Annotated in this window: 16 protein-coding genes (1 of these 16 only partly in view); 6 read left to right on the forward strand and 10 right to left on the reverse strand. The window is 70.6% G+C overall.

Features of this window, described 5'->3' with window-relative positions; translation table 11 throughout:
• On the forward strand, positions 1–682 hold the 3' portion of the coding sequence (purC, locus tag ABIE45_RS00040) for a phosphoribosylaminoimidazolesuccinocarboxamide synthase (RefSeq protein WP_010684691.1). It extends 113 nt beyond the left edge of the window; the window shows 682 of its 795 coding nt (coding positions 114–795); its start codon lies beyond the left edge, outside the window; it ends in the stop codon at positions 680–682.
• 6 nt (positions 683–688) lie between these two features.
• Here purC and ABIE45_RS00045 read toward each other — a convergent pair whose 3' ends face one another.
• The 4 genes from ABIE45_RS00045 to ABIE45_RS00060 all read right to left on the reverse strand — a co-directional run bounded on the left by ABIE45_RS00045 (position 689) and on the right by ABIE45_RS00060 (position 5,580).
• Positions 689–2,284 carry a glycosyltransferase gene (locus ABIE45_RS00045; RefSeq protein ID WP_192711491.1) on the reverse strand — a complete coding sequence of 532 codons (1,596 nt, stop codon included), beginning with the start codon at positions 2,282–2,284 and terminating at the stop codon, positions 689–691.
• Positions 2,281–4,350: a glycosyltransferase family 2 protein gene (locus ABIE45_RS00050; protein WP_192711492.1), complete on the reverse strand. Its 2,070-nt coding sequence runs from the start codon at positions 4,348–4,350 to the stop codon at positions 2,281–2,283. Before ABIE45_RS00050 ends, ABIE45_RS00045 begins: the two co-directional genes overlap by 4 nt.
• Positions 4,325–4,957, reverse strand: a complete 633-nt coding sequence (locus ABIE45_RS00055; RefSeq protein WP_192711493.1) for a hypothetical protein — start codon at positions 4,955–4,957, stop codon at positions 4,325–4,327. The genes ABIE45_RS00050 and ABIE45_RS00055 overlap by 26 nt, the downstream gene beginning before the upstream one ends.
• Before the next feature lie 80 nt (positions 4,958–5,037).
• Positions 5,038–5,580, reverse strand: a complete 543-nt coding sequence (locus tag ABIE45_RS00060) for an invasion associated locus B family protein (protein WP_238196318.1) — start codon at positions 5,578–5,580, stop codon at positions 5,038–5,040.
• Positions 5,581–5,769: 189 nt separating this feature from the next.
• Between ABIE45_RS00060 and ABIE45_RS00065 the strand changes: the two genes are divergently transcribed.
• Positions 5,770–6,144, forward strand: a complete 375-nt coding sequence (locus ABIE45_RS00065; RefSeq protein ID WP_192711520.1) for a hypothetical protein — start codon at positions 5,770–5,772, stop codon at positions 6,142–6,144.
• Between the two features lie 41 nt (positions 6,145–6,185).
• Here ABIE45_RS00065 and ABIE45_RS00070 read toward each other — a convergent pair whose 3' ends face one another.
• The 3 genes from ABIE45_RS00070 to ABIE45_RS00080 form a co-directional block, all read right to left on the reverse strand.
• Positions 6,186–6,920 (reverse strand): SprT family zinc-dependent metalloprotease, encoded by a 735-nt coding sequence (locus ABIE45_RS00070; RefSeq protein ID WP_192711494.1) that lies wholly within the window; start codon positions 6,918–6,920, stop codon positions 6,186–6,188.
• Positions 6,921–7,032: 112 nt separating this feature from the next.
• Positions 7,033–7,581 (reverse strand): prepilin peptidase, encoded by a 549-nt coding sequence (locus ABIE45_RS00075; RefSeq protein ID WP_373323743.1) that lies wholly within the window; start codon positions 7,579–7,581, stop codon positions 7,033–7,035.
• A 197-nt stretch (positions 7,582–7,778) separates the two neighbouring features.
• On the reverse strand, positions 7,779–7,943 hold the full coding sequence (locus ABIE45_RS00080) for a Flp family type IVb pilin (protein ID WP_192711496.1): 165 nt from the start codon (positions 7,941–7,943) through the stop codon (positions 7,779–7,781).
• Between the two features lie 300 nt (positions 7,944–8,243).
• Between ABIE45_RS00080 and ABIE45_RS00085 the strand changes: the two genes are divergently transcribed.
• Complete coding sequence (locus ABIE45_RS00085) at positions 8,244–8,738, forward strand: pilus assembly protein N-terminal domain-containing protein (RefSeq protein WP_192711497.1); 495 nt, start codon at positions 8,244–8,246, stop codon at positions 8,736–8,738.
• A 112-nt stretch (positions 8,739–8,850) separates the two neighbouring features.
• A complete protein-coding gene (locus ABIE45_RS00090) occupies positions 8,851–9,498 on the forward strand; it encodes an RraA family protein (RefSeq protein ID WP_192711498.1) in 648 nt (215 codons plus the stop codon).
• On the opposite strand, the gene ABIE45_RS00095 is transcribed toward ABIE45_RS00090, so the two are convergent.
• Positions 9,474–10,394, reverse strand: coding sequence for a LysR family transcriptional regulator (locus ABIE45_RS00095; protein WP_192711499.1), 921 nt, complete (start codon positions 10,392–10,394; stop codon positions 9,474–9,476). The genes ABIE45_RS00090 and ABIE45_RS00095 overlap by 25 nt on opposite strands.
• A gap of 125 nt (positions 10,395–10,519) precedes the next feature.
• On the opposite strand from ABIE45_RS00095, the gene ABIE45_RS00100 reads away from it, so the two are divergent.
• Together ABIE45_RS00100 and ABIE45_RS00105 are read left to right on the forward strand one after the other, a co-directional pair.
• On the forward strand, positions 10,520–11,683 hold the full coding sequence (locus ABIE45_RS00100) for a mandelate racemase/muconate lactonizing enzyme family protein (protein ID WP_192711500.1): 1,164 nt from the start codon (positions 10,520–10,522) through the stop codon (positions 11,681–11,683).
• 55 nt (positions 11,684–11,738) lie between these two features.
• Positions 11,739–12,413, forward strand: coding sequence for a metallophosphoesterase family protein (locus ABIE45_RS00105; RefSeq protein WP_192711501.1), 675 nt, complete (start codon positions 11,739–11,741; stop codon positions 12,411–12,413).
• 125 nt (positions 12,414–12,538) lie between these two features.
• Here ABIE45_RS00105 and ABIE45_RS00110 read toward each other — a convergent pair whose 3' ends face one another.
• Positions 12,539–12,922 carry a DUF423 domain-containing protein gene (locus ABIE45_RS00110; RefSeq protein ID WP_192711502.1) on the reverse strand — a complete coding sequence of 128 codons (384 nt, stop codon included), beginning with the start codon at positions 12,920–12,922 and terminating at the stop codon, positions 12,539–12,541.
• Complete coding sequence (yihA, locus tag ABIE45_RS00115) at positions 12,919–13,572, reverse strand: ribosome biogenesis GTP-binding protein YihA/YsxC (protein WP_192711503.1); 654 nt, start codon at positions 13,570–13,572, stop codon at positions 12,919–12,921. Before yihA ends, ABIE45_RS00110 begins: the two co-directional genes overlap by 4 nt.

Consider the following 13,572-nt stretch of genomic DNA (forward strand, 5'->3'; position numbering starts at 1 on the left):
CAAGGACGACGCGACGGCCTTCAACGCGAAGAAGCACGAGGTCATCGACGGCAAGGGCGTGCTGAACAACCGGATCTCCGAGTTCGTCTTCCAGCACCTCAACGATATCGGCGTGCCGACGCACTTCATCCGCCGGCTGAACATGCGCGAGCAGCTGATCCGCGAGGTCGAGATCATCCCGCTCGAGGTCGTCGTGCGCAACGTCGCGGCCGGGTCGCTGGCCACGCGGCTGGGCCTGGAGGAAGGCACCCAGCTGCCGCGCTCGATCATCGAGTTCTACTACAAGAACGATGCGCTGAACGACCCGATGGTGTCGGAGGAGCACATCACCGCCTTCGGCTGGGCGACGCCGCAGGAGATCGACGACATCATGGCGCTGGCGATCCGCGTCAACGACTTCCTGTCGGGCCTCTTCCTCGGCGTCGGCATCCGCCTCGTCGACTTCAAGATGGAGACCGGCCGCCTCTGGGAAGGCGACATGATGCGCATCGTGGTCGCCGACGAGATCTCTCCCGATTCCTGCCGCCTGTGGGACATCAAGTCCTCCGACAAGCTCGACAAGGACCGGTTCCGCAAGGATCTCGGCGGCCTGATCGAGGCCTATACCGAGGTCGCCAAGCGGCTCGGCATCATGTCGGAGAACGAGAAGGTCCAGGGCGGCGGCCCGCGCCTGGTCCAGTAGGCACGCTCAGGCGGGCGGGCGGCGCAGGGGCGCCCGCCCGGCCTCCGGAAAGCCCGGCTGCAGGCGGCCATGGGTCGAGAGGTCCGGGTCGAAGCCCGGATGATAATGGGGGTCCTGCACCAGCAGCGGCCCCCATCGCGTTTTCAGCGCCGCGATCTCGCGGGCGTGCCGGGCACGGGCCTCCGGGGTCCAGTGGCGGCTCGCCGCCTCGCGGTGATGCAGGACCGCCTCGGGGACCAACAGCGTGCGAAAGCCGGCCGCGTTGAGGCGCAGGCATAGATCGACGTCGTTGAAATCGACGGCGAAGACTGCCTCGTCGAAGCCGCCGACCGCCCGGAACTTGTCCGCCGCGACGACCAGGCAGGCGGCCGTCACTGCCGAGACCGCGTGCGTGACGCGCAACGCCGCGAGATAGCCGGGGGCGTCGCCCGGGAAGTGGCGGTGGCCATGGGTGACGAGGCCGCCGGTGCCGAGCACGATGCCGCCATGCTGGATCCGGCCTTCGCCGTCGAGGAGCTTGGCGCCCACCGCCCCCACATCCGGGCGCAGCGCTTCCCGGGCCATGAGCGTGAGCCAGTCGGACCGGAACGCCTCGACGTCGTTGTTGACGAACACCAGCAGGTCGCCGCGGGCGCGGGCCGCGGCGGCGTTGTTCATGGCTGCGAAGTTGAACGGCCCGGGACAGGGCACGACGTGCCCCAATCCCTCGTCCTCAAGGGAGCATAGATAGGCCAGGGTTTCCGGCTCACGGCTGTCGTTGTCACAGACCAGGATCTCGAGACGGGGCCAGTCGGTGCAGCGCCGCAGGCTGTCGAGACAGGGGCGGAGCAGGTCAAGGCGGTCGCGGGTCGGGACGATGACGCTGGCGAGCGGTCGCGGATCGGGGAGCGGGCTCAGCACCTGCACCAGCCCGTCCGCCCCGAATGCGAGGCGGGTTTCGGCGCGGCCGGTCCGGTCGAGATGACCGCGCGCCACCGCGTCATGGGGATTCTGTGCCCCCTCCCCTACCGTGCGCCGGACCGAGAGGACCTCCGGAAGGTGACCGACCGCGCTGGAGCCGAACCGCTCCGCGATGCGGAACGCCGCCTCGGCGGGACTGACAGGTTCGGCCCCCGGATCGAGGGCAGTGCTCCGATAGGCAAGGACGGGTCCGAGATAGTCGAAGGCCACCAGCCGGTCGGCGTCGAAGACCGGCGGCAGCAGCGGCAGGACAGGCCCGCCGGGCCGATCCTGGATAAGCGCGTCGCCGTAGATGGCTTGAACGTCCGGATGGGCGGCGAACGCAGCTTCGATACGGTCGGAGGCACCGGCGACGAGCTGGCCGTCGCCGATCAGGCGGAAGGCGGGGCTCAGGTCCTCGGATGCGGGCAGAAAGCGGTTCAGGAGGCGCGGCGAGAGCGCGAGCCGGTGATCGATCCCGACGAGCGATGCGAAACTCTGACGGGCGCGCAAACGCTTGCCCGTCAACCGGGCTGCGGCGATCGCGGCGGCGGCCCGCGGCCGGCTCAGAAGGATGCGCAGCGCGGCGGCGAGCCGGCGCCAGGATCGGCGGGGAGATCCAAGACGCAGATTGCCACCGGAGGTCGGGCGCTCCGGCCTCATTCCAGATCCTCGCCGAAGGTCGTGAGCGACAGGGCGGGATGGTAGAACGGATCGTGGCGGATCACGGCGCGCCAGCGCTCGGAGAACCGGGCCGCCTCCTCCTCGAAGCGCGCGCGCTTCGCGCCGACGGAGGGTCCGCGGCTGACCGATTCGAGATGGGCGAGGGTCGCGTCCGGCGTCCAGACCGTCTTCCAGCCGGCGGCGCCGAGGCGCAGGCAGAAATCGACGTCGTTGAAGTCGACCGGGAAGGCCTCGGCGTCGAAGCCGTTCACCGCCAGGTACTTTTCCCGCGCGACGGCGAGGCAGGCGGCCGTCACAGCGGACACCTCGTGGGCGACGCGCAGGCGCCCGAGATGGCCCGGCGTGTCGCCTGGACGGCGGCGCAGGATGTGACCGGCGCGGCCGCCGAGGCCGACGACGACGCCGGCATGCTGCAGGGTGCCGTCGCCGTAGAGGAGCTTCGCGCCCACGGCGCCAACCTCGGGCCGGCAGGCCAGCCGGACCATCGCCTCCAGCCAGCCGGGCTCGAGCACCGCCACGTCGTTGTTGAGCAGCACGATCACCGCGCCCGAGGCCTCGGCGACGCCGGCATTGACCATGGCGGCGAAGTTGAAGGGCTGCGGATCGATGCGGATGCGCACGCGCGGATCGGGGCGCAGGGTCTCGTAATGGGCCAGAACGGCGGGATCGGTCGAGCCGTTGTCGACGATGATCAGCTCCAGGGACGGATAGGCCGTCTCGTGCAGGACGCCGCGGCAGACCCGCGTGATAAGGTCGAGACCGTCGCGCGAGGGGATCACGACGCTGACCTTCGGTGCCGGATCCGGCAGGGGCCAGGCCAGGCGGACGGCGCCGTCGCGGAAAGCGGCACGAATGGGTGAGCCCTGGCTTTTCAGGCGAGCCCCAAGCGCCTCCGCCCGGGCGGCCGGCTCGAGGAGGTCATTCACGGTGTGGGCGAGGACACGTGGGACATGCGCCGCGCGCGCCGACGTCGCGGCAAGATCGATGGCCAGGGCGAACTGCGCCATCGAACCGACCGGCCCCAGCCCCGATGCGACGAGAAACGCGCGTGACAGGAGAAGAGGCCGCCCTGAATAGCCCGTCGCCAGGGCGAGATCCGGGCTCCAATCCGGCTTCAGCTGCGGTGTCCCGTCGAGGCCGATGGCGTCGCCGTAGGCGAGATCCGCTTGAGGCAGAGCCTGCGCCAGCAGCGCCAGGGCATCGGGGGCCGGAATGTCGCCCGGCCGCAGTAGGCACAGGGCCTCGGCGCCAGCGATCAGGTTGTCCGCGGATGCGTCCGCGTCCCAGCTTCGATGGAGGGCTCGCGGATCCGGCGTTTCGGGACCGTCCCCATCCCAGGCGACGCAGAGAGCCTGTGTGGGGTGCGTCTGCGCGAGAAGCGCGTCGAGCGTTGCGGATAAGGCCGCCGTCTCGCCGGGCCGCGCCAGGACGAGGCAGCGGATCCGCAAGCCGCTGACGGGGAGTCGCGCCGGCCGCGCCCGTGCCGAGAGCCAGGACGGAAACTGTGCCATCGACGTCACCGCGCAAGCACCGCGCAGCGTGTCGCGGTAGCGGCGCTTAGATCCCCGCGCGCGCTCGTAGAGGGCACCGACGAAGCGCCAAGGCCGGCGCAAGAGACATTGGGCGAGGACCCCGATCTCGCGCCGCGATCCGACCCGTTCCAGAACGAAGTCGGGTGCCGCGCAGAGGCGGATCTCCGTCGCATCCGACGGGATCAGGCCGAGCCAATGGGCGATGCCGGACGACGCCCCCGGGAGGACGAAGTCTTGCGGGACGTTCTCAGGGCCGCGCAGAACTCGGAGGATCGGGCGAGGCTGTGCCGGCGCGGGATCGCCGCCGTAGCTCAGCACGATCCAGCCGGTGGTGCCGTCCGGCAGGACAATGCGGCGATCGAAGACCGGATCGTCGGTCGGCTCCAGGCGGAACTGCGTCTCGCGGCCGAGCCAGAGCCGGCCGCGGACGGCCGGCGCTCTCAGGATCGCGGGTGGGAGAAGGGGATCGCCGAGGCGCGCCGCGGCGTCACTGGGCAGCGTCGCCTCCGCCATCGGGGGCTGCAGCGACCGCGGGCTTGCGCCGCCGCGGCTTCGCGGCGGCCTTTCCGCCACCGCCCTTTGCGGTGCCGACGCCCACCGCGATGTCGTAATCCGCCGTCAGGGCGACCGGGACCAGGAGCTCGTCGGCGACGATGGTGGCGAAGCCCTGGGCCTCGCCGGGTCCGACGGTCACGCTGGCGCGCTCGACGCGGCTCGTCACGACCTTGCCTTCGTGGCGGATCTGGAACGTCACCGGCACGTCGAAGCGGCCGGGTGCGCCCGCCGGGCCGAGCAGCACGTTCACCTCCACCCCGGCTTTCACGGTGATCGAGCCATCCTGGCGCCGCGTGCATTCGCGGGCGAGGCGGCCGAGAGAGAACTGTGTGCGCACCGCCTCGCCCGCCAGGGTTCGGGAGGCCGCGCCGCCCTCGGCGACCTCGACGGGCGGGCAATAGGCCGGATCGAGGCTCTCCGCCTGTGACGGCGGCACCGTGGTGCCGCCGAACTTGAACAGGTTGGAGAAGACGCTCCCCTCCTCGGCCCTAGCCGGGACAGCGACCAGCACAGAGGCCAGCAGAAGGCTGCTGAAGCCGAGTGGGGCGGCCGAGCGGGAGATCAACGCGTTCCGCGGCGTCTTCGCTGAAAGCTTCAGAGAGATGTGCCGATATCCCAACATCGCGCGCCTCCCGGCCGGCATCGTCATTTCAGGCTGTCAAACCCGGCCGCGAAGCCTTTCATCGAGAGCGGGATGCCGACGCCTTCTTCGGGCGTCTGGAACACGATGAAGGTGGCCTGCGAACCGTTCTTGAACTGGCGGATCAGCCCGTCGTCCATCACGACCTCGGCGACGCAGCCGGTGGTCAGGCAGCGGACGAACCCAGCCCGGCCAATATCGGTCTGGTCGATCTTCAGGCCGAGGCCCGAGGGCAGCAGGACGCCGAGCGGCGCGACCACGCGCAGGAGATAGCCGCGGTTGTCCGCCGTCTTCAGCACAATCACCACGAGGGTCAGGTTCGGGCGATCCTCGGCAGCCAGATACTGCACCAGGGCGCATTGCTCGGCCTTGGCGCCGGCCGGAGTCTCGCAGCGCAGCTGCCAGTCCTCGAAAGTCTTGCGCACCATGCCCTGGGCGGCCGCGGGCCCCGCCGGCGCAAGCGCTGCCGCGACGAGGGCGAGGAAGACTGGCAGCGCGACGCGCCGGGCAGCGCGCCGGAAACGAACGAGCCTCGCGTGAAGCGGCACCGACGATCCCTTCGGAACGCTCCGGCCGAGGACCGGCGGGAGCCGTACAATCGGGCGTGTTCCGACCATGGCCGGACCCGCGCTGTCAAGCGATGCGGGCGCGGTGTTGCGCCTCGACGCTATCCGGGCGGGCAGTCCCGGCCTAGATAAATCTCCGTCAGTCCTCCAGCGCCGGATCCTAAACCCGTGATGCGCCTGCTCGCCCTCTCGGCCGCCTGCCTGATGGCCACCCTCGCGCAGGCCGGGGCCCAGTCCCTGCCGGTCGACGAGACCACCTATGTCGAGCGCTCGCTCAACCGCAGCGACACGCTGGTGGTCGAGCATCCGCCGGTCGCGGCGAACCCGTACGGCCGCCGCAACGGCCAGGCGGCGATCGCCGGCTTCTGCCGGGACGGCGGCGTGATCCGCCGGCGCGACACGTTCGGCAACCCGGTGATCATCCGCCAGCGCGAGGTCTGCGACAGCGTCGCCCCGCGCACGCTCATGCCGGGCGAGGTCGATCCGCGGCCAGCATGGCCGGCCGACGTCGTGGTCCGCCAGCGCGTGCTGCGCGCCAAAGGCTGACGACGGGCTGACGCTATCCTGATGCCGGCCCGTCCGGCCGCTCAGCCGTAACGGTGCAGGCTGCTGCCGTTGCGCTTGAGCCAGGCTTCGGCGGCCTCCACGTTCGGGCAGAGGTCGCCCAGGAGCGCCCAGAACCGCGGCGAATGGTTCATCTCGCGCAGGTGCGCCATCTCGTGGGCGACGAGGTAGTCGAGCACCATCGGCGGTGCCAGGATCAGGCGCCAGGAGAAGTTCAGCTCGCCGCGCGCCGTGCAAGACCCCCAGCGGCTGCGAGTATCGCGCAGGGTCATGCGAGTCGGCCGCTGGCCGAGACGCGGTGCGTAGCGCTCGATCGCCTCCGCGAGGTCGCGCCGCGCTTCCCGGGTGAGGAAATCCCGGACCCGGCGCGCCACATGGGCCGGGTCGCAGGAGACCGAGATCACCGACGCGTCGTTCTCGCGCACGACGCGCACCGCGCCGCTGCGGGTGTCGCGCAGGCAGATGCGGTGCGCCTCGCCGCGCAGGGGCACCTCGGCCCCCGGCTCGAAGAGCACGCGCGCGGGCACGCGCGCGAGCCGCGCGGCGATCCAGCCCGCATGGCTCGCGGCGAAACGCTGCGCGGTGTTCACGGCGGTCCGGCTGGGCAGGGTGATCACCACCTCGCCGGTGGCGGCCGAGACCCGGAGGGTGATGCGGCGCGCGGTCGGGCGCCGACGGAGCGCGATGTGAAGGCTCGCCCCCTCGTGCTCAACCTCGAGGTGTTCCGGATCGGGGCGACGCAGCAGCGCGAGGGGCATGCTCGACTTTTATCCGGGCGGGGACCGCGGCTCCAGATCCCGAACCGAGGAATTCACGCGGCGGAGCGGTGCAGGCGGGGAACAAGCGCTCGTCCGGCGACGTCCCGTCGCGTCAGCCCGCCAGCGCCCGGGTCCACACCTCGGTCTCGGGCAGCACGAGCAGGGCCGCGGCCGCGAGGGCGATGCCGTAGGGAATGCCGGTCTTGGCATCGTGCAGATGCAGGGCGAACGGCATGCGGGCGATCCGGCCGGGCAGCGGATGCGACCGCGCGAACAGGATGCCCAGGGTCAGGGCTCCCCCAAAGACCGAGGCGACGAGGAGATAGTCGCCGAGACCGTCGAAGCCGAGCCACAGGGCGGTGGCGGCCGCCAGCTTGGCATCGCCGCCGCCGATGATTCCGAAGGCGAAGAGCGTGAAGGTCGCCACGAGCACGGCCGCGCCGGCGCCGAGATGGAAGCCGATCTCGGTCCAGCTCATCGGCCCCGTCAGGGCCAGGACCGCGAAACCGGCGACGAGGGCGAGCGAGATGCGGTTCGGGATCAGCATCGTGAGCAGGTCGCTCGCCGCAGCATAGGCCATCAGGAACGGGAACAGCACCAGCAATCCGAAGCCGGCGAGGCCGAGACCCGGGATCCCTGAAACCGCCACGGAACTTGCCATGCCTGCGCCGACCATCGCGGGACCAACCTTGACGTTGCTTGCTGCGGAGGATCGATCCAACGGGGCCGGGCCCAGCCTGCCCCCGCGCACTCAGACCTGGACCAACGGCCGCGCCGGCCGGTCGAGACATCCCCGTCTGTCCATTGACAGCCAGGGAGTCTCAGACCTGCCGCAGATCGTGGCCGTCGAGGTCGCGATCAGTTCATGTTCGTGGAGATCTGGTTGAACTTGTTGCCGAGGTTATTACCCAGCGTCTTCAGCGCGGCGATGATGACGACCGCGATCAGGGCGGCGATCATGCCGTACTCGATGGCGGTGGCGCCGGACTCGTCCGAAGCGAAGCGCGAGAACAGGGTCTTCATGAGGAGAGATCCTTCGATCAACACAGTGCGACTAAATGCTTGCGCGATGACCGATGAAGAGTTTTCAGGTCTCGATCGGCGGCCTGCGCAGACTGCCAATTACGCCTTGAAAATCGGTTAAATCGATTGCGCATGGGTCGATTAGGCCGACCGAGTGCGAGCTTGGTGAAGGTTGGGTTTCCCTGACGCCCGACGCGCCGGACTTCCGGTCTTGCTTAGCGCTTCCTTCACCGGTGCCCCGTAGTGTCGCGCGATGAGGCGGCGTCTCGGACTCCGCCGGCCCTTTCCCGAGGACTTTCGATGCGCCGCACTCTGTCGCATGCGGGCCGAACCGGCCTCATTCTCTGCCTGATGGCGGGAGCCGCCGCGGCCGCCGGCCAGCCCGATCCCCTGCCGGTGGTGACCATTCTGGTGGACAATGCCAAGGTCATCCGCCTGCCCGAGAAGACGTCGACGGTCATCGTCGGCAACCCGATCATCGCGGAAGTCACGCCGCAGAAGAACGGCGTCCTCGTGCTGACCGGCAAGAGCTTCGGGTCGACGAACCTGATCGCCCTCGACAATGCCGGGGCGATGATCGCCGAGACCACGATCCGGGTCGAGGCGTCGCGGGATTCGACGATCACGGTCCAGCGCGGGCTCGAGCGGGAATCCCTGTCCTGCACGCCGAATTGCCAGCCCTCGGTTCAGCTCGGCGATTCCGCCAACTTCTTCGGGGCGACCAGCGGCCAGGCCGATGCCCGCCGCAAGCTCGCGACGAGCGGCGGCGGGGCGGTACCGGCCGCCGATCACTGACAGGCCCGGATTTCGACCGCGACACCGAGCTCGTCCTGAGGCAGGATCACCGGGTCTTCTTGTGACCCGTCCTGGTCCCGACGGCCGTGGCGGCAGAGATATGTCGGGGCCGATGACTGCCATCTCACGCAATCCGCCGCCGCCCCCCGTCGATCCCGCGCTGCTCGCGGCCTTCGACGGCGTTCCGACCGCGACCATCAGCGATTGCCTCGACCGGATGCCGGTCCTCGCGGGCCTGCGCGCCTTCCACGGACGCGCGCGGCTCGCCGGCACAGCCTTTACGGTGCGCGTCCGGGCGGGCGACAACCTCGCGATCCATCAGGCGCTTGAGGAGGTCCGTCGCGGCGACGTGATCGTGGTCGACGGCGGCGGCGACACGAGCCGGGCGCTCGTGGGCGACATCATGAAGGCGATCGCCGAGAGCCGCGGTGTGGCGGGATTCGTGGTCGACGGCGCCGTGCGCGACACCGAATCCTTCGCCGACGGCGCTTTCCCCTGCTACGCCCGGGCCGCCACCCCGCGCGGCCCGTTCAAGACTGGACCCGGCGCGCTCAACGTACCCGTCTGCGTCGGCGGCTGGACCGTCAATCCGGGCGACGTGGTGATCGGCGACGCGGACGGCGTCGTGACCTTCCCGCCCGCCCTCGTGCCGACGCTGCGCGAAGCCGTGCGCGCCCAAGCCGCCCGCGAGGCGGAGGTCCTCGCGCAGATCCGGGCCGGACGGTACGACGGGCGCTACGCCCGGGTCGCGAAGGACTGAGATCCGGTGGGCTCGCGCCCGGTGAGCCGCTGCCACAGCGCGTCGGCGGCGACGGTCCGGCTCTCGGGCGCGCGGAACAGTCGGATCTCGACCGGCACGTCCAGGCTGTCGGGCCCGGCCCTGACGAGATGGCCCTGCTCCAGGGCGGCCTCGGCGAGCGTCAGCGGCAGCCACGCGACGCCGTAGCCCTCGCGGGCCATGGTCATGAGCGTCGCCGCGAGGTGCGAGGTGAAGACCGCCTCCCGGTCGCCCGCGATGCCGGTCGCCGCCAGGATACGGCCGAGACCCGAGGCGCTTCCGTAGGCGAGATGGCGTGCCGGACGGCCCGGCGCAGCAAGCGGCCAGAGCGGTGCACCGCCGTCGGTCGGCGCGCAGAGCGGGACGAGGCTGTCCGCGCCGACGCGGACGGATTCGAACCGTCCGTCGTCGAGGCGGGTCTGGGCGTCGGCGCGATAGTGGCAGAGAAGAAACTGCACCTCGCCGGCCAGCATGATCGCCTCGCAGGCCTCCATGCTGTCCGAGATCAGGTTCAGCGCGCCGAGCGCGTCGAACTGCACGCATCTCCGGATCCAGCCGGGGAAGAAGGTGAAGGACAGGGCGTGCGTGGCGGCGATGGCAAGGCTCGCCCCGGCGCGGTCGCCGGCCGCCCGGGTCTCCCGGCGGGCCCGCTCCAGGCCGCGGACCAGATCCTCCGCCTCCGGGCGGAACCGGTCACCGGCGCGCGTCAGGTCGGCGCCCTGCGCGCCCCGCAGGAACAGGGACGTCCCGATCCAATCCTCCAGGGCGCGGATCCGCCGGCTGAAGGCCGGCTGCGTCACGTGCCGGGCCTCCGCGGCCCGCGAGAAGGTCCGATGCTCGGCGAGCGCCAGAAAATCCCTCAGCCAGTCCAGGTCCATGCGGGACTCCCTGGTGGTGGCGCACGGCCGATGCCGGCCGCGCATCGCGCGACCCGGAATCGGCATTGGCCTCCCGGCCGCCACCGGGGTTAGAGCGCGATCACCGCCCCTGCCAGGAGAGAGCCATGCGCATCGTCGACGTCCGCGAGGTCACCAAGCCGATCGCCTCGCCGATCCGCAACGCCTACATCGACTTCTCGAAGATGACCACGAGCCTCGTGGCGGTGGTGACCGACGAGGTCCGGGACGGGCGGCGGGTCGTCGGCTACGGCTTCAACTCCAACGGCCGCTACGGCCAGGGCGGCCTGATCCGCGAGCGTTTCCGCGATCGGATCCTAGAGGCCGATCCGGCGAGCCTCCTCACCGATGCGGGCGACAACCTCGATCCGCACCGGATCTGGGCCGCGATGATGCGCAACGAGAAGCCCGGCGGCCATGGCGAGCGCTCGGTGGCGGTGGGCACCCTCGACATGGCGATCTGGGACGCGGCGGCCAAGATCGCCGGGAAGCCGCTGTTCCGGATGCTCGCGGAGCGGAACGGCGTCGCGGCCAACCCTCGCGTCTTCGTCTACGCGGCGGGCGGCTACTACTATCCCGGCAAGGACGATTCCGCCCTGCGGGCCGAGATGCGCGGCTACCTGGACCGCGGCTACAATGTCGTGAAGATGAAGATCGGCGGCGCGCCGATCGACGAGGACCGGCGCCGGATCGAGGCGGTGCTCGCCGAGATCGAAGGCCGAGGCCGCCTCGCGGTGGACGCCAACGGCCGTTTCGACCTCGAGACCGCCATCGCGTATGCCCGGATGCTCCGGGACTATCCGCTGTTCTGGTACGAGGAGGCGGGCGACCCCCTCGACTACGCGCTCCAGGCGGCGCTCGCGCCCTACTATCCCGGGCCGATGGCCACCGGCGAGAACCTGTTCTCGCACCAGGATGCGCGCAATCTCCTGCGCTACGGAAACATGCGGCCCGACCGCGACTGGCTGCAATTCGACTGCGCCCTGTCGTACGGGCTGGTGGAGTATCTGCGCACCCTCGACGTGCTGGTCGAGTTCGGCTGGTCACCGTCCCGCTGCATCCCGCATGGCGGGCACCAGATGTCGCTCAACATCGCGGCCGGCCTCGGACTCGGCGGCAACGAGAGCTATCCGGACCTGTTCCAGCCCTATGGCGGCTTCCCGGACGGAGTCCGCGTCGAGGACGGCCACATCACCATGCCGGAGTTGCCGGGCATCGGCTTCGAGGGCAAGGCGGACCTGATTGCGGTGATGCGCGCCCTGGCTGAGTAGCCCGCCGGCCCCGCGCGGTCTTGCGGAGCGCGGCGCCGCGATGGACGATGGCGCCATGGATTCCGGCCCCCTCACCTACGCAATCGGCGACGTCCACGGCTGCGCCGCCCTCCTCGACGCCTTGCTGAAGCGGATCGAGGACCACGCCGGCGGCCGCGCGCACCGGCTGGTCTTTCTCGGGGACTACATCGACCGCGGCCCTGACAGCGCCGCGGTGCTCCGCACCGTCAGCCGCCTGAACTGGGCCGAGCCCGAGCGCGTCGTCTGCCTGATGGGCAACCACGAGCGAATGCTGCTCGACGCCCTGCAGACGCTTCAGGCGGCGGAGCACTGGCTCTACAACGGCGGGGAAGCGACGCTCGCCGCCTTCGGTGCGCGGGAGGTCGGCGATCTGCCGCGCGACACCCTCGACTGGCTCGAGGGCCTGCCGACCCTGCACGAGGACGAAGCGCGCTGGTATGTCCATGCCGGCTTCCGGCCCGGCGCCGAGATCCCGGATCCGGACGATCACAACCGCCTCTGGATCCGCGAGCCGTTCCTGGACGGCGACCACGATTTCGGCCGCCACGTGGTCCACGGTCACTCGCCGCAGCGAAACGGGCGTCCCGAGATCCGCCGGTTTCGAACGAACCTCGACACCGCCGCGGTCTATGGCGGGGCGCTTACCGCGGGGGTTTTTTCCGACACGCAGGGGCCGCCGGTAAAATTCCTGCAGGTTCGGGCCGGCTGAGGCGCAACGTCCTTGCGGGCGGAGCGAAGCAATCCAGCCGGCGCTGCGCTGATCGATGTCATGCTGCCCTGGATTGTTTCGCTGCGCTCGCAACGACAGCGGCGCTCAGGTCGCGAGCCGGACTGTCAGGCCCCGCGCCGCGCCGGCACGAGCGCGCCCAGGATCCCGACGAGCCAGCCGCCCATCAGCGCGAAGCCGCCGATGGGCGCCGCCATCGGGAAGAGCGGGTGCTGGAGCCACGTGCGCACCGCGAGGTCACCGCAGAACAGGATCAGCCCCAGGATCAGCAGCCCCGCCGCGACGCGGGCGAGACCGGCCCGGGCGAGACTCGCCGCCCCGAAGCCGACGAGCGCCAGGATGGCGGGGGCGTGGAACAGCAGGAACTGCGCCGCCGTCTTCAGCGAATCCGCCCCGGGGATATGCGCGGCGGCCGCGCTCAGCGCGACGCCGAGCAGGCCGGCGAGGCAGGCGAGCGCCGCCAGAGCGCGGTCCAGGGCTGAGAGCCTCACGCGCCGCGCTCCACCAGAAGCTTGGCGATGGCCGCCCGCAGCTCCGGCACGCCGGAATCGTCGCGGCTCGAGGTCAGGATCACCTGCGGATATGCCGCCGGACGCTTGGCGAGCCCCGCCTCGATCCCGGCGATACGGCTCGCGACCTCGCCCTTCTTGAGGGAATCGCCCTTGGTCAGCACGACCTGATAGCTCACCGCGGCCTTGTCGAGGCCGTCGAGCACGTCGGTGTCGATCGACTTGAAGCCGTGCCGGGCGTCGATGAGCATGAACACCCGGGCGAGGCTCGCGCGGCCCTTGAGGTAGGAATGGATCAGCCGGGTCCAGGCCTCAACCTTGGCCTTCTCGACGGCCGCGTAGCCGTAGCCGGGCATGTCGACCAGCGACAGGCGCTCGCCGATCCGGAAGAAGTTGAGCTGCTGCGTCCGACCCGGCGTGTGCGAGGTCCGCGCCAGGGTGTTCCGCCCGGTCAACGCGTTGATCAGGCTCGACTTGCCGACATTCGAGCGACCCGCGAAGGCGATCTCGACGCCCTCCATGGGCGGCAGGCGGTCGAGGGTCTGGGCGGCCGCGTAGAAATCGGCGGCGCCTGCGAACAGGAGGCGGCCGGCCTCGAGGAGGTCGGCCGCGTCGTCGGTGGTCTCAGTCAC

Origin of the sequence: Methylobacterium sp. OAE515 (assembly GCF_041806315.1) — a bacterium.
GTDB classification, from domain to species: Bacteria; Pseudomonadota; Alphaproteobacteria; order Rhizobiales; family Beijerinckiaceae; genus Methylobacterium; species Methylobacterium tardum.